Origin of the sequence: Bradyrhizobium sp. ORS 375, from assembly GCF_000239775.1 — a bacterium.
In the GTDB taxonomy this organism is placed as follows: Bacteria; Pseudomonadota; Alphaproteobacteria; order Rhizobiales; family Xanthobacteraceae; genus Bradyrhizobium.
The window spans coordinates 1-18,501 of sequence record NZ_CAFI01000139.1; the positions used below are offsets into that span (position 1 = coordinate 1).

The 18,501-nt window shown below is 66.2% G+C and carries 16 protein-coding genes; 4 read left to right on the plus strand and 12 right to left on the minus strand.

Features of this window, described 5'->3' with window-relative positions; all coding sequences use genetic code 11:
• Both BRAO375_RS11995 and BRAO375_RS12000 read right to left on the minus strand, forming a co-directional pair.
• Positions 1-218 (minus strand): methyltransferase domain-containing protein (locus BRAO375_RS11995; protein WP_035640085.1); only part of this gene is annotated, 218 nt, incomplete at its 3' end.
• A 189-nt stretch (positions 219-407) separates the two neighbouring features.
• The gene (locus BRAO375_RS12000; protein ID WP_009027735.1) at positions 408-1,736 is read right to left on the minus strand and encodes a calcium-binding protein; all 1,329 of its coding nucleotides are present in this window, start codon (positions 1,734-1,736) and stop codon (positions 408-410) included.
• 491 nt (positions 1,737-2,227) lie between these two features.
• On the opposite strand from BRAO375_RS12000, the gene BRAO375_RS12005 reads away from it, so the two are divergent.
• Positions 2,228-2,872 carry an AAA family ATPase gene (locus BRAO375_RS12005; RefSeq protein ID WP_035640088.1) on the plus strand — a complete coding sequence of 215 codons (645 nt, stop codon included), beginning with the start codon at positions 2,228-2,230 and terminating at the stop codon, positions 2,870-2,872.
• Positions 2,873-2,876: 4 nt separating this feature from the next.
• Here BRAO375_RS12005 and BRAO375_RS12010 read toward each other — a convergent pair whose 3' ends face one another.
• Positions 2,877-3,338, minus strand: a complete 462-nt coding sequence (locus BRAO375_RS12010) for a hypothetical protein (protein ID WP_009027737.1) — start codon at positions 3,336-3,338, stop codon at positions 2,877-2,879.
• A gap of 132 nt (positions 3,339-3,470) precedes the next feature.
• Here BRAO375_RS12010 and BRAO375_RS12015 point away from each other — a divergent pair, with 132 nt between their 5' ends.
• On the plus strand, positions 3,471-4,985 hold the full coding sequence (locus BRAO375_RS12015; protein WP_244423172.1) for an exopolysaccharide biosynthesis polyprenyl glycosylphosphotransferase: 1,515 nt from the start codon (positions 3,471-3,473) through the stop codon (positions 4,983-4,985).
• 38 nt (positions 4,986-5,023) lie between these two features.
• On the opposite strand, the gene BRAO375_RS12020 is transcribed toward BRAO375_RS12015, so the two are convergent.
• From BRAO375_RS12020 to BRAO375_RS12030, 3 genes are read right to left on the minus strand one after another with little or no spacing between them, the layout of a single operon-like run.
• Positions 5,024-5,788: a class I SAM-dependent methyltransferase gene (locus BRAO375_RS12020; protein WP_009027739.1), complete on the minus strand. Its 765-nt coding sequence runs from the start codon at positions 5,786-5,788 to the stop codon at positions 5,024-5,026.
• 5 nt (positions 5,789-5,793) lie between these two features.
• Positions 5,794-6,894 carry a glycosyltransferase family protein gene (locus tag BRAO375_RS12025; RefSeq protein ID WP_035640089.1) on the minus strand — a complete coding sequence of 367 codons (1,101 nt, stop codon included), beginning with the start codon at positions 6,892-6,894 and terminating at the stop codon, positions 5,794-5,796.
• Positions 6,895-6,899: 5 nt separating this feature from the next.
• Complete coding sequence (locus BRAO375_RS12030; RefSeq protein WP_009027741.1) at positions 6,900-8,285, minus strand: lipopolysaccharide biosynthesis protein; 1,386 nt, start codon at positions 8,283-8,285, stop codon at positions 6,900-6,902.
• A gap of 249 nt (positions 8,286-8,534) precedes the next feature.
• Here BRAO375_RS12030 and BRAO375_RS12035 point away from each other — a divergent pair, with 249 nt between their 5' ends.
• Both BRAO375_RS12035 and BRAO375_RS12040 read left to right on the plus strand, forming a co-directional pair.
• Positions 8,535-9,674: a glycosyltransferase gene (locus tag BRAO375_RS12035; protein WP_009027743.1), complete on the plus strand. Its 1,140-nt coding sequence runs from the start codon at positions 8,535-8,537 to the stop codon at positions 9,672-9,674.
• Positions 9,671-11,143, plus strand: a complete 1,473-nt coding sequence (locus BRAO375_RS12040; RefSeq protein WP_009027744.1) for a hypothetical protein — start codon at positions 9,671-9,673, stop codon at positions 11,141-11,143. The genes BRAO375_RS12035 and BRAO375_RS12040 overlap by 4 nt, the downstream gene beginning before the upstream one ends.
• A gap of 63 nt (positions 11,144-11,206) precedes the next feature.
• Here the strand turns inward: BRAO375_RS12040 and BRAO375_RS12045 are convergent, their stop codons facing one another.
• From BRAO375_RS12045 to BRAO375_RS12070, 6 genes are all read right to left on the minus strand, one after another.
• Positions 11,207-12,151 carry a glycosyltransferase gene (locus tag BRAO375_RS12045; RefSeq protein ID WP_244423173.1) on the minus strand — a complete coding sequence of 315 codons (945 nt, stop codon included), beginning with the start codon at positions 12,149-12,151 and terminating at the stop codon, positions 11,207-11,209.
• Positions 12,093-13,214 carry a glycosyltransferase family 4 protein gene (locus BRAO375_RS12050; RefSeq protein WP_009027746.1) on the minus strand — a complete coding sequence of 374 codons (1,122 nt, stop codon included), beginning with the start codon at positions 13,212-13,214 and terminating at the stop codon, positions 12,093-12,095. The genes BRAO375_RS12045 and BRAO375_RS12050 overlap by 59 nt, the downstream gene beginning before the upstream one ends.
• Entirely contained in the window at positions 13,202-13,948 is a 747-nt protein-coding gene (locus tag BRAO375_RS35680; protein WP_009027747.1) for a hypothetical protein, read from the minus strand. The genes BRAO375_RS12050 and BRAO375_RS35680 overlap by 13 nt, the downstream gene beginning before the upstream one ends.
• 3 nt (positions 13,949-13,951) lie before the next feature.
• Entirely contained in the window at positions 13,952-16,219 is a 2,268-nt protein-coding gene (locus tag BRAO375_RS12060) for a polysaccharide biosynthesis tyrosine autokinase (protein ID WP_009027748.1), read from the minus strand.
• A 99-nt stretch (positions 16,220-16,318) separates the two neighbouring features.
• Positions 16,319-16,957, minus strand: coding sequence for a hypothetical protein (locus tag BRAO375_RS12065; protein ID WP_009027749.1), 639 nt, complete (start codon positions 16,955-16,957; stop codon positions 16,319-16,321).
• A gap of 125 nt (positions 16,958-17,082) precedes the next feature.
• Positions 17,083-18,501, minus strand: a complete 1,419-nt coding sequence (locus BRAO375_RS12070; protein WP_009027750.1) for an O-antigen ligase family protein — start codon at positions 18,499-18,501, stop codon at positions 17,083-17,085.

Below are 18,501 nucleotides of genomic sequence, written 5' to 3' on the forward strand. Positions count from 1 at the left end.
AGATGCTCGAGCACATGGGACGACCACACCGCGTCAAACGACTGGGCTGCGAACGAGGCGTCGAGCTCGGTGATCGAGCCGACGATGTCGGGCTTGACCTCCGGATCGATGTCGAGCCGCACCTCCTCCCAGTGCTTTTCGGCGATGAGACGAGCAATGCGATGGGCCGTTCCCGGCCCAGACCCGGCATTCAGCATGCGCTTGAGCGTCGACGACAAAGACTGATCCACTCCTGGGGTTCACCGACGCGGCCCGGACCGGGTTCCCGCGGCAAGGCAAATTAACAGTTAGGCGCACAGACGACCAGTTTCGGGTTCCAGATGTCACGCGACAGCGTAAATCCGCGCTACCCCATAACAGAAAAACCCCGCCGAAGCGGGGTTTGTCCGTCATGATCTGGGAGAAAGTTAGGAGAGCTTGACCACCTGGTCGGTGAAGTAGAGCTCCGACACGCCAGTAAGATTGATCTGCTGGCCGTCGTTGAACACCAGATTGTAGCTGCCCGAGCCGGAGTCGTAATGCAGCGACTGGACGTCCGAGAAGGCGCGGTCCTTGAAGCCGGCGACATCGGTGCCACCGCCGCCAATGATCGTATCGTTGCCGACCTTGGTCTCGATGTGGAAGGTGTCGTCGCCGGCACCGCCCTGCAAGGTCGAGCTCGCGCCCGTGCCACCATAGACCCAGAACTCGTTGTGCGAGCCTGCCGCGCCAGTGTCCTTGAAGTAGTCGCCCTGCTGGCCGATGATCGTGTCGTTGCCGGTCCCGCCAATGAGCGTGTCGGTGCCCGGCGCACCGGTCGAACCGGAGTCGTAGAGATAGATGTTGCCGCTGCCGGCCTGGAGCAGCTGGTGCGAGCCGGTGCCCGCCACCAGGAAGCTGTTGCCCGAGCCGCCATAGAGCGTGTCGTTGCCGCCACCGCCATACAGACTGTCGGCGCCAGCGCCGGCCTGAAGTACGTTGGCCTCGCTCGAATGCGTGCTGCCCGAACCGAGAATGTTCCAGCCGCCGGCGCCGCTGCCGGAGATCACCAGCGAGTTGTTGCCACCATGCAGCTCGCTGTGGCCGGAGCCGCCGATCAGCGTGTCGTTGCCGTAGCCCCACAGCGTGTCGTTGCCGGTGCCAGCCACCAGGGTGCTGGTGCCCGACGAGACGTCGCGCAGCGTGTTGTTGCCGGAGCCGCCGGCCTGCAGCAGTTGATGCGCACCCGTGCCGGCCTGCAGGAAGTTGTCGCCCGCGCCGCCGACCAGCGTGTCCGAGCCGCTGCCGCCGTAGATGCTGTCGTTGCCGTCGCCGCCATAGAGATAGCTGTTGCCGGCACCGCCGCCGATCACGTCCGCGCCGGCGCCGCCATAGACGGTGTCGTTGCCACTGTCGAACAGATTGACGCTGTCAGCGCCGGTGCCCATGGCGATGAAGATGCCGTTATGGGCGTTCTGCGAATCAGTCACGTAGAGCTGGTTGCCACCAGCATCGTCCATGATGATCGCCTTGAGTGTCGAACTGGTCTGGACCGTGGTCGAATTGGAGACCTCGAGAATCTGAACGATCGGCGGAACGGAGCCACCGGAGTAGGCCCCACTCTCGACCCACGCCTTCTTTCCGTCTTCGGCTCCCGGCGTGTAGACGCCGGTCGATTCGAGCGACGAAATCAGCGCCGCCTGCACGCTCGGATCGAAGTGCCCCGACGCCGTGAGGTCACCATTCAGCTCCGTTTTGGTCAAATAGGAAACGGTCATGCCAGGACCCCAATGTTAATTTCCACACAAAAGCTCAAACGCACGCCAGACAGGTCGCGCAGATTCAACAGATGAATTCGCATCGAAATCAGCAGCCCCTGGAGCGCACCGAGAAAATGGCGCGATCCTACGCGTTTTGTTAAGTGAACGTTAAACGAGCAGGCAACGGAGTCAAGCGAGATAATTCAGGAAACAGCAACTAAAACGACGAAAATATCCAGGCGCGTCATACTTCGGTTAAGTGGATCTTCATTCATACCAATGGGAAACACAGTAGTGATGGCGGTAACCCTCAGGAAGTCAGCCCTGGACTCGCCAGTTGTTTGGGGAAATCACGAAAGGTTCCCAAGTTTTCCACGTTAATACTTAAGGCGACGCAATGTCGCCGCATGTATAGCCGGAGACATCTTAAGTTGCTGCGCTGCAATGTACTTGCAACTACCGCCGTAGGACTGATCAATCATATCTGATAACGTGTAATCCTGAGATCGATGGCAACGATAATCACGGTAGCCCAGCGTAAGGGTGGGGTCGGTAAGACGACCATGGCGATCTGCGTCGCAGCCGAGCTCGGGCGCCGTGGCCATAACGTTGCGCTGGTCGACGTCGACCCGCAGCGCTCCGCTTGCCACTGGGCCGAGCTCGGAAATCTGGAGATGCCCGTCTACGAGATGGGCCTCGACGAGATGCCCGTGGCGGCCTGGGCGCGGGAGATTCGGCAGATCAAGGCCAACCTGCTCGTTCTGGACACGGCGCCGACCGAACGCGAGATGGGCGCCACGATCGCACTCGCCGATCTGATTCTCGTCCCCTGCACGGCCTCGGGGCTCGACATCGAAGCCACTGCCCACACGATGACGATCATCAACGCCGTCCGCCGGCGGCGCTCCAAGCCGGTGAAGGTGCTGCTGGTGCCGAATCGCATCGACCGCCGCACGCTCGAGGGCCGGCAACTGGTCGACGAGCTCCGGCAATTCAAGGAGCCGCTGGCGCCATCGGTCGCCAGCAGGTCGGCCTTCGTGCGCGCCTTTTCGGTCGGGCAGTCGGTCGCCAGCTATGCCCCCGGCCAGGCTGCCGATGCCGACATCCGCACCTTGACCGACGCGGTGGAGAAGGCGCTGCCCCGGCGCAAATAGCGAATCAGAACTTCTCGACGAACTGGAAGCGGAAGTCCTTCTGTGACGGCATCGTGCCGAGCACCGCTTCCTTGCGCCCGTAGCCGGGGACATCCATTGCCACGCAGCCGCTGGCCTGCAGATAGCAGACCTGAATCTTGATCGCCTTGGGGCAGCCATTCTCGGCGTAGACGACGTGATCGAACAGCTTCGGATTGGTGGCGAAGGGACGCGCCGAGCCGCTCACGGACAGGCAGGGCTTGCCGGAAAAATCCTTGTGGCGCTGAACCTCGGCGCCGGTGCCGGTCACGGCGACATCCGGCGACAGCCGCGGCTGGTAGGTTCCGCCGACCTGCGGGCGCCCGCCAAAGCCGCTGCCCGGCACACTGGGCGAGGTCTGCGCAACAGCGGTATCCGGCGCCGAGGACAGACCGGCGAGCCCGCCAATCACGGCAGCATTCAGCAGTATTCGCAGTAACACATTCATCAGGACCGCCTCGTCGCGCCAGAACCATCACGCTCTTACGCGTGAAATTGTTCGAGATGTACCGCTGTTCGGGTTGTCTATGGTCAACAACACGTTAAGATGCCGAATGTTAATCGGCGCGATCATTTGTTAATGGCGGAAGCGAGCGGCATGCTGCATTCGCAAGGACATGCCCGGGTCAGAGCGCACGAGAAGGGCTCCGAGCCAGCAGTCATCAGTTTCCCACCGCCGCGCGACGGCGATCAGCCGTCGGGCTCGACAGGTCGCGGCAAGCTGTCGCTCAGCGCGACCTCGGCCGGCAAGTTCATTGCGCTCGAGTTCGGCACGGTCTCGACCGTCGCTTATCTGACCAGCCTGCTCTATCACCGGCTCGTCGTGCCGGAGCTTCCGATCGCGACCGAGTACACGAGCGCCGCCGTGCTGCTGGCCGCACTCTATTGTGGCGCGGCGCTCGGCCTGCGCGACTTCACCCACCTGCAGAACTTCCGCCACCAGCGGCTGCTCTGGAACGCGGTCCGGGCGACCAGCCTGGCCTTCGCTTTCCTGGTCTCGGGCATGTTCCTGCTCAAGGTGTCGGACGAATATTCGCGCGGCGCATTCGTCGTGCAGTTCGGCACCGTTTGTCTGGCTGCCCTCGCCCTGCGCGGGGTGCTGATCTCGCGCCAGCAACGCGCGCTCGAGCGCGGCGAGCTGGCGTTGCGCCGGGCGTTCATCGTCGGGGATCTCAGGCAGTCGCGCGGGCTGTCGCAGCGGCTGCGCGACAACGGCGTGATCACGGTGTCCCAGTTCACGCTGGCGCAGGTCGAGCGGCCCGACGGCGCCCGCGCGCTGATCGAGGCCTGCCGCACCGCCGGCGCCGACGACATCTTCGTGCTGCCCAGCGCCGACCAGATCGGCCGCATGCCGACCATCGTCGATCACCTGTCGCAGCTGCCGGTGGCCGTTCATGTCATGGTGCCCGGGCTCGACGGGCTGCTGGCGGCCTCCGAGGTCGTCGAGTTCGGCGACGTCGCCGCGGTTCAGGTCCAGGGCCGTCCGCTCTCGGCCGTCGACGAGGCGCTCAAGCGCGGCTTCGATATCGTGGTGGCATCGGTTCTGCTCGTCACGCTGTCGCCGCTGCTGCTCGTGGTCGCCGCGCTCATCAAGCTGGGCGACCGCGGGCCGGTGCTGTTCCGGCAGGTGCGCCACGGCTTCAACAATGAAGCGATCACGGTGCTGAAGTTCCGCACCATGCGCGTCAGCGAAGCACCTGAGGATTTCCGCCAGGCGACGCGCGACGATCCCCGCATCACCTGGCTCGGCGGCTGGCTGCGGCGCACCAGCATCGACGAGCTGCCGCAGCTCATCAACGTCCTGCGCGGCGAGATGTCGATCGTGGGCCCCCGACCGCACGCGCTGGCGCACAACCGGATGTTCGAGGAGCGCATTCCGCCGCTGTCGCGCCGGCACAACATGAAGCCGGGGATCACCGGCTGGGCGCAGGTCAATCTGCTGCGCGGCGAAACCGACACGCTGGAGAAGATGCAGAAGCGGATCGACTACGACCTGTTCTACATCGATCACTGGTCGTTCCTGTTCGACCTGAAGATCATCCTGCTGACGGCCGTGATGCTGCTGTCGGTCAATAACTACCGTCAGAGCTTCTGACGCCGGATAGGTCAGCGGAGATCGTCACCTGCAGCGAATCAGCGGGGCTTTACGGCCACCGCAATCAGGTTCTGGCTGTAGATCCCGTCGGCCATGTCGCCTGTCTCCACCGCGATGACGAAGCGCAGCATCGATCGAATGAGCTTCCACAGTACGAGCCGAATCGCGCTCTTCAGCCCATGCGGGATCGGCATATCCTCGGCGCAGGCGACGCTCGCGAACCCGGCCGCCCGCAGCACGGCGCCGAGCGATTGGCGCGTGAAGGCGAGCTCGTGGGTGAAATCGCCGTAGCGGATGCGGCCGAAGAACGGCGATTCGGCATTGGGGGCGTGAATGATCCAGCGGCCACCCGGCTTCAGCACACGCAACGCGTCCTGCGCCAGGCGCAGCAGCTGCTGCTTGGTCAGATGCTCGATGACGTCATAGGTCACGAGCACGTCGAGGCTGTCAGAGGTGGCTTGCGCCAGCTCGCCGAACAGGTCGCCCTGCCGCACGCCGGCAATGCCGAGCCGCTGCGCAATCGCCACCTGCTCCGCCGAACCGTCGACGCCACGCAGATTCCGATAGCCCTCGCGCTGCGCGGCCAGCAGCAGAACGCCATTACCACAGCCGAGATCGAGAATCTCGGCGGCGCGGTCGGCGGGAAAGAACCGCCGCACCAGATCGCGCATGATCGGCATCCGCGGCGCGAGATCGGCCTGATCCGTCGGCGCGGCGCCGAAGCCGCCCGACGAGACGTAGCGCTCGTACATGAACTGATTGGGATCCTCGCCCGAGGCGGGCGGCTGCGCCGTCGAGTCCATGCATCTCATCCTTCGACCTTGGCGCCCGGGGCGGCAGCGCTCGAACCTGGAAACAGCGACCGCAGCAGCGGACTTCGGCCGATCGCCTCCGCCAGCCGCGATGCGTTGTCATAGCCTGACGATTGCGCGCGAACCCAGCCGGCCTGCGCGATCCGCGCCCGGCACGGCTCGTCCGCGAGCAGCCGTGCGGCCTTGTCCGCGAGATCGTCGACACCCGTAAAGAACACCGCCTCGTGCTCGTCGCGAAAGCTCTGCTCGAGGCGCGAGGCGCGCTCGGCCAGCAGCAGGCCGCCGCAGGCGGTGATCTCGAAGGCGCGATGCGACAGCTCCTCCCAATTGTCCTTGGTGATGAAGGAGACGCTGATGCGCGAGGCGCAGATGGTCTGACGATAGGCGTCGTCCCAGGCGCCGTCGGCGATGACGCGAAACAGCTGCTCATGGCCGCGCACCGCGCGGCTCCAGCCGTGACCGAACAAGCTGACGCGTCCGGGCATGCGTTTCGCCAGATCGAGCATCAATTCCGTGCGATGTGGACGGATGCCGCCGCCGTCCTTCAGCGCCGTTCCGATGAAGCTGATGTCATGCAGCATCGGCAACGGCTGATCCGGCATGAAATGACGCGCCGGCGCGAAGCCGAAATCGACCACCGACACGCGGCGCGCGCCGGCGCGCTCGTAGTTGCGCACGACGCTGTATTTCGGCGTCATGATCTCGTCGACCAGGGGCACCAGGCCGAGATGCAGCCGCCACAGGCCGCGCTCGTGCTCGCCCCAGGGATTGTCGTTGTTGAACAGCACGACCGCGCCGACGCGGCTCCGGATCGCCGCCAGGGTCGCGGGACGGATCATCCAGCCCTTGTCGATCCACAGCACGTCATAGGTCCGTTCGGCCGCGGCGCGGATCAACTCGGCATTGGCCCGCGCGATGACCGGCCCGATCTGCAGCCGCGCCCGCAGCTGCCAGTCGATGCGGGCCGCGAGGCCCGACAGCGCCGGCGGCGGCAATCGCGTGACGACGGCCCCGATCTGCTCCAGCGCATCGGCGCGGTCGCGCGACGTCGTTCCCGCGCCGTTGTCGCCGACATACAGCAAGGACGGACCCGGCATCGCGCTCACCGCCGTCCGAGCACGGTCGCGGCCTGGCGCCGCAACCGGGTGAAGGAGCCCGCCAGGTCGGTCATCTCCACCATGATGTCGCGGAGCGGCAGCGCCAGCCAGCGCTGCAGCGCGCGCCACAACAGGATCGAGATCGCTGCCTCGCCGGCGATGCCGCCGATCAGCACGCCGGACAGGCCGGACGCGGAGACCAGCGCGGCCCCCAGCGCGATCGAGAGGGCTGCCGCGGCCAGCGTGATGATGGCGACCTTGCGCATCGCGTTGACGCTGATCAGCGCCTGCGCGGCAATGCGTCCGGGCAGACCCGCGCCGGACATCAGCAGATAGAGAATCATCAGCTGATGATGGAACGCGACCTGGTGCCGGGTCCACCAGTCGAAGATGACGGGACCGAGAATCATCAGCGCCAGCGAAACGGCGGCGAAGGCCAACAGCGACAGCTGCACCACGAAGGCGACGAGACGAACCAGCTGTGTCCTATCCTTGCGGCCGGCGGCGTGACTGATCTCGACGCCGGCGGGCGCCATGACGGTCAGGAAGAGCTGATCGACGAGGCGCATCGCCGTGGCGTAGACGGCGTAGACGGCGACGGCCGAGCCGCCGAGAAGGGCGCCGAGCACCAGCCGTGGTCCCTGGATCATCACGCCCTGGGTGGCGAGATTGTAGGCACTGAAGCCGAGTGCGGGGCGCAGCTGCTCGCGCAGCCAGCCGACATCGATCCGGCGCCAATCGACGCGCGCCCACGGCGCCAGCTTGCGCGCGACCACCGTCACCACGACGAGGTCGATCAGCGCCGTCGTGGCGGTCAGGCCCGCGATATGCACCGGCTGCGCGCCGAATCCGGCGATGGCGCCGATGGCGGCAGTCAGCTCGACCAGCTTGATCGCGGTCGCGATGTTGTAGGCCGCGCAATAGCGGCCATTGGCATAGAGCACGGCGGCCATCAGTCCGCGCAGCGTCTCGAAGCAGAGTTGGGCGGCGGCGAAGGCGAACACCAGCACCACCGCGCCGGCGCCGATGCCGTCGAGATGGAACCAGCGCGCCAATGGCAGCACGGCGAGCGCGATGACGACGACGATCAGGATGAGCGGCAGCAGCCCGAGCGCGAGATTGCACGACATCTGGAAGCTGCGCTGCGCGCGGTCTCGGTCGCCCGCCGCCACCGCCATGATCAGATCGTTGGTCGCGGTCGCGACCAGGCCGAGATTGAGGTAGGGCAGATACGACACCAGCGCCGTCAGCGTGATCCATTGACCGAACAGGTCGAGACCCCAGTGCGAGATCTGCACCGGAACCAGCAGGATCGGATTGAGCGCCATCGCGAGGCGCCACAGCCCCTGCCCGACCAGGCCGATGGCGAGGCGGCGTGCTAGGCCCGCCATGACGACCGGCAGGGGAAGAGGCCGGCTTCGCGGCCGCGCTGCGCCTGAAAAAGCAAGTTCATCTCGATCGCCACGACGGAGGTCGGCTGCACCGCCTGCTTGTAGCCAAAAACGCCGCGGCGGTCGCGCGGTCGCGCCCTTTTACCTTAATCGGCACTTGGGGACAGCGCGCCGGCGCATATTCCCCGCGCGATGCCGTTTTCGGCTAGAAAGCCGGCACCAATCCCCAGGGCGCAGACCACCGCGAGCATGCCTCATCCCAACCGGATCCTTCTGATCGGCAACTACGCGGCCGACCGGCAACATTCGATGTTGCGCTATGCGGACTGGCTGGCTGGCGCGCTGCGCGCGGAGGGCTGGCACGTCGACCTGATCGCCCCGGAGCCGCGCCTGGCGCTGAAGACGCTGCGCAGCCGCGCGCTGCGCAAATGGCTCGGCTTCATCGACAAGTTCGTGCTGTTTCCGCTGAAGCTGCGGCGGCTGGCGGCAGGCTATGACCTGGTCCACATCTGCGACCATTCGAACGCGGCTTACATCTTCGCGCTGTCCGGCCACCGCGTCAGCCTGACCTGCCACGATCTCATTCCGATCAAGGTGCTCGCCGGCGAGGTGCCGGGCCAGACGCTTGGCGGAACCAATGCGTGGCTGCAGCGCCTGATCCGCCTGAGCCTGCGCCGCCTCCGTAACCTGGCCTTCGTCTCCGAGGCGACGCGAACCGATTTCGTCCGCCTCATTGGTCCGGTGCAAGGCGCGCAACAGGTCATCTTCAATCCCGTGATCGGCTTCGGCACGATGACACCGGCGCGAGCGCGCGATCTGATTGCGGCGGCCGGCATCCCGCCATCACGGGCGTTTCTGCTGCATGTCGGCAGCGATCTCTGGTACAAGAACCGCCAGGGCGCGCTGCGGCTGTTCGAGCTGTTGCACCGGACCGCCATTGCCGGCCTGAGCGACCCGCTGATGGTCTCGGTGGGGCCAAGCCTGCAGGATCCGGTGCCGGTGGCGCGCGAGAGCCTGATCGTGATCAGCGAGGCGGACGACGCATTGATCGAAGCACTCTACACCGAGGCCGAGGCGTTGCTGTTTCCGTCGCTCGACGAGGGATTCGGCTGGCCGATCATCGAGGCGCAGGCGTGCGGTTGTCCCGTCGTGACCTCGGATCGCGAGCCGATGCGCAGCATCGCCGGTCCCGCCGCGCTGCTGATCGATCCTGTCCAGCTCGATGAGGCGGCGCAGCTGATCGCCGCGCGCTGGGGCTGGCTGACGGCGCAGCGGCAGGCCGCGCGCGATCATGCGCAGGATTTCTCGCCGGCGGCAGCAGCGGCCACCTACTCTGCATTCATGACCGACGTGGCTGGGCGCGGCGATCCGGCGGAGAGCCGCCGATGATGCCGGCCGCGACCATTGGCCGTCTCGGCGCCGTCATCCTCCTGGCCGGCTTCGCGCTGCTCTTGTGGCCCAGCCAGGTCGCATTCGCCGCAGCGTCGTTCGTCGGTGCGGCGATCGGGCTGGTCGTGCTCTATGTCAGCATCGACGGCCGCGACCAGATGCGGATCTCGTGGCTGCTCGCGACCGCCCTGCTGCTCGCCTATGATGGCGGCTCGGTCTCGACCTATCTCAACGCCGGCTCGGCGCAGGAATTCGCGATCCTGACCAAGGACCGCCCGATCGAGGCGATCTGCGCGGCGCTGGCGCTGGTGCACGTGATCTGCGGCCTGTTGCTGCTGGTCGGCCGCTGGGAAGCCTCGACCAGCGGCGGCCTCGCCGACACCACCACCGACGGCTGGTTCTCCCTTCTGCTGGCCTGCGGCGGCCTCGGCCTGATCGTGCTCGGCTATGTGTTCGGCGACCTCGGCTATATGGGCATTCAGACCGACGAGGCCGGCCGCGTCTCGGTGATCGGCGCCGCCGCAAGCCTGATCGAAGGGCCGCTGGCTGGTGTCGCGGGCTATCTGACGGTGCGCGCCCGGCAGCCGCTGTCGCGGCTGTTCTACGCTGTGGTCGTCATGCTGGTCACGCTTGCGGTGGTGCCGACCGGCCGCCGGGCGATCCTGCTGGTGCTGCTGGTCGCGACCATCGGCTTTGCGCTCGGCGGCGGATTGCGCCGTCTCTCGCTCGGCCAGAAGGCGGCCGCGGTCGCGGTCGGCGGCGTGTTCGCCTATGTCACGAGCTCGTATTTCTTCGCGCTGCGGCTCGCCACCTGGGAGCTTGGCAACGGCGCCTCGCTGCCGGACCAGCTCTCGCTGGGGCTGGAGTTCATGATGTCGTCAAGCCTGAAGGAGCGCTTCAGCACGCTGTTCTACGACAATGTGCGCGAGCGCACCTTCGTGCTCGGCTATCTCTCCGATCTGATCGAGGCGGTCGGCAGCTCGGGGCCGCTGTACGGCGACGCGCTGGAATATTATCTGCGCCTGTGCATTCCCTCGGTGCTCGATCCGAACAAGGACCAGATCATCGCCTACCAGATGGTCGAGACGCTGGTTCATCCCAAGCTCGGCCTGCCGGTGATCGACGAGGCCAACACCATCCTGACCGACGGCGTCACCGATTTCGGGCTCGCCGGCGCCTTCGTCTATGCGGCCAGCCTGGTCGCGCTGATGCGCGGCGCGATCTGGGCGATCCAACGCCTGGGCTCGCCGATCACCGTGATGTTCGGGACCTTCACCGTGATCAGCCTGGTGCTGAAGCCCGAGCTGACGCTCGACGAGTATCTCGTGCCGCTGCGCAATCTGGCTGCGTTCATTCCGCTGATGTGGATCGCCGAGGCGATGCCGTCGCTGTCGCGCGGCGGATCGAGCGGCACGAACACGCCTCCACGCAAGCTGCCGGGGCAGTGGCCGCTGCGCAGCGGGCGCTGAACCTTCGGTGCCGATCTTTGCCGCGGAGCCTCGCCGGTGCGGCCGATGACGCAGGCACTCGGACTATGAGGACGAACCCGGCAGTTCCGCACGTCGGCCCGAGCGAAAACCGTTAGCGAGATAGTAGCGGATCGCGTCGAGCAGGTGGCTGCGCTGCGTCCGGCTGGTCAGCAGCGCGCGGAAGCCGCCTGCGCTGGCGCGCTTGCCATCGGCCCTGACGCGAACCGACGAGGTCAGGCAGACCCGCAGGCCGGCGTTCCATGTGGCACGTCCGAGCTCGACGTCCGACATGAACAGGAAATAGCGCTGATCGAGGCCGCCGAGCTGGTCCCAGAGCGAGCGGCGGATCAGGGCGCAGGACGATTGCAGCCAATCGACGTCGATGAGATCGGTCCTGCCCTCGGCCAGCGGATCGATCAGATGGATTTCGCTGCCGTGCTGGGGCCAAAGCCGCCGCTTGATCTGGTGCAACAGCGTCGGGAATTTGCGCGCGGTTTCGACCAGGGCGCCATCATCGCTGACCTGGACCGGTGCGAGCACGCCGATCGATGGATCGGAGGCGGCGATGTCGATCAGCCGATCGATCGTATCGGGCTCGTCCCAGATAATGTCGGGATTGCAGAGCACGACGAAATCGGTGTGCGTCAGCGACTGGACGCCGAGGTTGCAGCCCTTGGTGTAGCCGAGATTGGCGCCGGGATTGACCAGGACGAAATCATGCTCGGCGGCTGCGGTAGCAAGCCTGCGATGCTCGTCCGCGTCGGCCGAGTTCTCGACCACCGCAAGGGTGGTCTTGTGCGCGCCGGACTGGCGCGCCAGGCTGCGCACGCACTCCAGCAGCCGGTCGGCCTTGAAGTAATTGACGATGACGATGGCGACCGTGGTCGGCTCGGGGAACGCCTCGACGACCGAGCCTGACGAGCGGAAGCTCCGCTCCGAAACCGAACGCTCAGAAGCCGAATTCTTGGCGGAATGCTGCGGCGAGGTCGCGCCCCGATAGGCGCGCACAGGGGCGAGATCGCCATCCACTCGCTGCGGTAACATACGCATCCCGGCCCCTCATCGCCAGCTTCAACCCGGCCAGAATCTCTGCCGGGCTCCCAGTCCCCAAGCTTAACATACAATTCGCGTCCGATATAAACTCTAACACTCCCAGCTTTTTGGTAACCATAACAGGGGTGCCATGCCATAACGCCTCGAGCGGCGTCAGGCCAAACGATTCGAACCGGGTCGGACAGACGAAAAAATCAAGCTCGTCATAGAAGTGGTTCCGGGCCTCTCCCCGGAGCGGACCGCGCCAGACGATCCGGCCGCTGCGCGTTTCCGCCTCGCTCGCCCGGCGAATCCGCTCCAGATACCGTTCCGACGCCGGCCGGGGTTCGCCGGCAATGTGAAGCTCCGCATCGGGGGTATCACGCCGGACCCAGGTTACGAATGCCTCGACCAGTTCGGCCAGGCCCTTGCGCGGGGCGATCTCCGCCATGAAGCCGAAGCGCACGCTGCCGCTCCCCGGCGGTCGTCCCGCCGTAAGCGGTGGCCCCAGAAACGGTTCGGGAATGACGGTCGACTTCGTCGCGAAGAACGACGACAGCAGCGAGTTCCGGTATTCGAGATTCGACGAATAGATGATCCGGTGGGCCAGCCCCATCAGCGTCAATTCAGCCGTGGCAAGATAGGGGAACTTCTTCAGATCGCGCGGCCGCTTGAACTCGGCCCGAGCCAGATTGCCCTTCGGGCTATAGATCACACGCAGGCCTTGGCGGCGCGCGCGGGCCGCGATGGTCAGCGCCACAGGATTCCAAGCACCCGCGATGAACACAGCGGAATAGCGCGTCAGATCGAGTCTGGGCTCCGGGTCGGGCGCCGCCGGGGCGCCGCGCGGCGGCAGCGATGACAGGCGGCCCGCATCGGCAACGAAGCCATCCCTGCTCAGAACATCCAGCGTCACCCCATCCGCGCGAAGCTCGCGCGCGAGCAGCAGGATGCTTTCGGGCACGCCGCCGAAGCCGAGCGCAAACTGATGCGCGACGGCCAGGACCGCGGCTGGCCGCGCCGCGTCTACCGCTTCCATGGCTGATCGTCGCTTCGGTCCACGCCGGGAATCGGGACGCCCGGCATCACCGCATCGAGCGCCCGCGACAGCCGCTCGCGATGGAATTGCGGGACATCGATCAAGCGGACGAGCAGCGCAATCCGCGCCTCCGGCCCGATCGCGGCGTAGATCGCCGCCGCCTCGTCGTAAAGACCATTCCGCACGATCTGCGCGAATTCATTCACTGCCAGCCGCGCAAGCCCGGCGTCCAGCGCGGTGAAGCTGCCCAGCGCGATCGGGTTGCGCTTCAGCGCGACCCAGCCCTCGTTCGGCGCATTTGCGTAGGACAGCCGGAGATAGTCGAGTTGGCCGGGTTGAATGCCGCCGCGGCTCTCCATCGAGAACAGCACCAGCCAGAGATAGGCATCGGTCGGGATGCAGCGCAGCGCCGCGCGCAGATCGTCGCGCAAGGCCGACAACGCGCTGTCAGCCTCTTGCCGTTGCGCCGAGGCTGCGTCCTCATAGAGATAAAGTTGCAGAATCGCCTTGGCCCGGAGCGCCGCCGGCTGACAGATTCCGGCAACGGCGCCGCGCTCGACCCCTGCCAGAGCTTGCGCGGCAACGTCAGGCTGGAAGCTGCGGCCGCCGACGATCTGCGCCGCAATCCGCTCGGCATCCGCCGATCGCCAGAACGCCGGTAGCGCCAGGGCGGTCCATGCGAGCAGAAGGCCAGCCAGGCAGAGAGGGCCGGCGCGCACCAGGCCGGGCGTCATGGCCTACTCGGAATAGCCGTAACGGCGGTAGTAGTCGTTGCGATAGTAGCCGCCATAGCCGTATCTGGACATCTGCTTGAGCTCGGCCTTGTTGAGCACGACGCCGAGCAGCTGCTCGCGCAGATGCCGCGCGGAATTCATCGCGTGCTGCACGACGTCGGTCTTGGTGCGGCCCCACTCGACGACGAAGACGTAGGAATCGATCAGCCCCGTCGTGGTGCGGACGTCGACCACCGGCGCGAGCGGCGAGAGATCGACGACGACGTAGTCGTAGCGCTTGCGCAGATCGTCGATCAGGTTGCGCATCGCGGCCGACGCCAGCACGTCGCTGGTCTGGGCATGACGGGACGGGATCACGGCGGGCAACATGTCGAGTCCGGTCTCGGGCTCGCGCCACATCACCTGCGACATGTCGCGCTTACCGGAGAGCACCTCGAGCACGCCGACCTCTGCCTCCGGCATCAGGCCGCGCGTCAGCGAGGGATTACGCAGATCGCCGTCGATCAGGATCGTCCGGGCGCCGCTCTGCGCCAGCAGCTCGGCGAAGCCGGCGGCCACCGTGGACTTGCCCTCGTTGGGCAGCGACGAGGTGAAGCCGATGACGCGGCCGGCGCCGTTGCGCGCAGCGATATCGGCGGCGACCTTGATGGCCCGAACGGACTCGGTGAAGCCCGAGAACGGATTGTGCACGACGTGCCAGTACAGCCCACCGTCGGGAACGACTTGGCGCGGCCCGCGCGGACCCGTCGGGGCCGGCAGGTTGAGCTGCGGCTCGATGCGCGGCAGGATCGCCAGGCAATGCGCCTGCAGCTGTGCCTCGACCTCGTCGGTGGTGCGGAACACGCGGTCGGAGAGGTCGCGCAGCCGTCCCAGGCCGAAGCCGAACAACAGGCCTGCCGCGCCGGCGATCGACAGCACGATGCTCAGCTTCGGCGCGCTCGGCTTCAGCGGCCGCGAGGCCTGGGTGATGATGCGCGCCTCCGTGATCGGGAATGATTGCTGCTGCACCGACTCCATGTAGCGCTGCAGGAAGTTGTCGTGCAGCGCGCGATAGCTCTGCGACTTGCTCTCGAGGTCCCGCAGGGACACCTGAGCCTCGTTGGTCACCCGTGACGCCGAGACCGCCTGATCGACCTGCTTCTCGATCGAGGCGGCGCGCTGGTTCGCGATCTCGAGATCGCTCTTGTAGGACTCCGCCAGACGCCGCAGCTCGTCCATGATCGAGCTGCGGATGCCCGCCATCTGGTTGCGCAGGTTCACGGCAGCGAGATGGTTGCGGCCGTAGCGCGCCGACCAGTCCGCCTCGCGGGTCGCCAGATCGAGATATTGCGAGCGCAGCTTCGACACGACCTGGCTGTTCAGCGTGTCGGCAACCGTTCCATCCACGGTGGACTCGGGATTGTCGGCGAGCAGCACGGCTTCGATGCGATCGAGCCGCGCCTTGGCTTCCGAGACCTGGGTCTTGGCGACGACCATCTGGCTGTTGAGCTCCGCCAGCTGCTGCTCGTTCATCAGCCGGCCGCCGGATTCGACGATGTTGTTCTGCGCCTTGAAGTTGACCACCGCACGCTCGGCGGCGGAGGCCTGCTCGCGCAGCTCCTTGATGCGGTCCTGCAGCCACGAGGTGGCGCGCTTGGTCGCCTTGTACTTGGCGTCGAGCTGATCGACGACATAGGCATCGGCGACCGCATTGGCGATCTGGGCGGCACGATCGGGCGACAGTGAGCGGAAGCCGATCTCGATGATGTAGGTCAGGCCGACGCGGCGGACGGTCAGGCGGTTGGCGAAGCTCTCGGTCGTGCGCCTGAGCTTGTCGAACTCCGAGCGGCTGCGGTCGCTGCCGAGCACGTCGCCGATCCAGCCGGTGACGGTGCCGATCAGCCCGGGCGAGCCGGCGAATTCGGAATCGTCCGTCAGTCGCAGGTCCTTGATGACCGCGAGTGCGATGGTCTCGGACTTGATGATCTGGACCTGGCTCTCGACCGAGGCGCTGTCGATCGGGATGTCGCCGAGCACGGACTGCTGCTGGAACAGCTGGTTCTTGCGGCTGTCGATGATCAGGCTCGCCGTCGCCGTGTAGGTCGAGGGCGTCGCCATGTAGTAGCCGACGCCGAGACACAGGCAGGCGGCGATCACAACGAGAATGAACTGATACTGACGCCGCAGGAAGCCGCTGAGGCTCGTCAGCATCTCGGCCGACGAGACCACCTGCTCGGCGGCCGCACGCGCGACCGTCGGGACGATGCGGTCGAGATTAGGAAGAACGTTCATCGCGAACTCGCATGTCGTCGGCCGCGGACTGGTCCATCCCGCTCTGCGCCTCGCCGCATCAGAGCGCATCCATTATTGTTGCTGCAGGCCTGACGTAGCTTATGGGGACGTCGTGGTCGAAATCGTAAAGGTCGAGGTGGTGACCGCACCGGTGGACGAGCCGGTACCGGTCGTCGACGGATTGTAGGTGAAATTACCGGTCGGCGTGCTGCCGCCGCCGATGTTCTGCGCCGAGCCCGTGCTGGTCGGCGTGCCGCCCAACGCGTTGGTCTGACCACCGGCCGCACCGCCGGCGCCGGCACCGCCGCCACCGGTCGCCGCCGTGCCCTGATCGTTTGCACCGCCGGAATAGGCCAGGAAGACGTCCTGGTCCTTGGTCTCAGCGATCGCCGTGAGGATCTGGTTGGCGTAGGCCTGATTGGTCTTCACGACCACCTTGGCCGCCTGTCCGAGCGCGTTGCCGATCGCGGTCTTCTGCGCCTTGTTGGCATTGGGAATGAGGCCGAGGATCGCATTCAGGCTGCCGGGATCGGAGATCGCGACCTCGCGCAGCAGCGACACCATCGCCGTGCCGCCATCCGGATTCTGCTGCAGAACCTGGCCAGGATTGGCGAGAAAGCGCTGCGCGATGCTCTGCTGCTGGGCCATGACGGACACAGGCAGGATGACGCCCGTGAGCGCGGCCGAGGCGAACGCCAGGGACGCGGCTGCAACGATCGAGGACCTGACGTTTCTCAAAGCCCGTCTCCTTCACAAAAGCCTAACATATTCATAACTTATCGTTTCATAACACGGGCCGTTCGCTCAGGCAAAGGTACATGGTGCCCCGCCGGCGGCTCTGCGGCGCCACAAAAAGTTAACCTTTATGGCGCTCGGCGCCCGCCGGAGCGGTGGCGCTGAGCCAGACCCACCCCCATCAGGGTCAGGACCGGAATGGCGAAGCCAGGAATCTGCAGAGAAAAGTCCACCAGGGAATGCAGGACCGCCATGCCGCCGCAGATCAGGCCTGCGATCGGGAAAATCCCACCGGTGCGGCGCGTCACCGCCCCTCGCGCCAGCAGCACCAGGACGACGCCCCACGCGACGCACACGACGACGGCGAGCGGCAGGCCCATCTCGGCAGCCAATTCGAGCGGGGTGCTGTGCGCCCGATCCCAGATCCCCCAGATCGAAGCATCTACATCGCGGTACCGCGGAAACACATAGCGGAAGGATCCCAGGCCGGCACCGACGAGCGGATGATCCTGGATCATCCGCCACGTCGCAGCGTAGGTCTCCAGCCGGCCGCCGCCTTCCAGGCCATGCGCGCCGATCCGCTCCGTCACCTGCCCGCCGAGCACCGCGAGCGCCGCCAGGATGATGACGACCGCTGGCGCCAGCCCCCACAGCACACCTCGCCAGGAGGCAAATTGTCGACGCAGCACCAGCGACGCTGCGCCGAGACCTCCGGCGAGCGAGATGACGAGACCGGCGCGCGAGCCCGTCAGCATGACGCAGGTCAGGCAGATCAGCGTGGCCGCTGCGGCCAGCACGAGCTTGCGGTCCCAGGTCACGGCCCGCAGCGATCGCCAGCCGGCCTCTAAGGCTCCGCGCGCGCTCAGCCGCCGCAGCAGGAGCAATTCCCAGAGCACGGCGCAGCAGCCGAAATACAGCGCGGCCGTGTTGCGGTTGGGAAAAGTGGCGTTGAGCACGTTGCGGTCGAGCACCTTGTCGCGCAGCAGCACCACCGAGGGATCGACCAGATAGGCGGCGAGACCATAGAGCGCATAGGCGAGACCGGACCAGGCCACGGCCTTGAGCAGCAGCTCCGCATGCGTCGGTGAGGAGGCAACCACGACGGCGCAGGCCAGCACGCCGAGGCAGGCGAGCGGCGCGCCCAGAGCAAAGACCGGCTGGTCTCGGACGAGCGACAGCGGCGCAGCCGGCTCTGACCCGAGCAGTTGCAATGCCTGGCGCCATGCCGGATCCGGCGAAAGGCCGAGCCATGGATGCAGGCTGAGCTGCTCGTGAAGAACGACCGCATACAGCGCGATGATCAGCAGTCCGAGCGCAATCAGCAGCCCGTTGCCGCGATCCCGCAACGTCGGACGGCAGAATGCGACGGCAAGGCCAATCATGCCGGCGAGCACGGCGAGCGTAGTCGGATCGGTCCCGGCGTAGGGAAAAGGCGCGAGAGCGGCGATGCCGGCAAGCAGCCAGCAGGCGATCCGATTGACGCCAACGGCGGCCGACGCAGCCTCGTTTGAGCGCATCCTCGTCAACTTGTCAGCGGCGGCGGACAT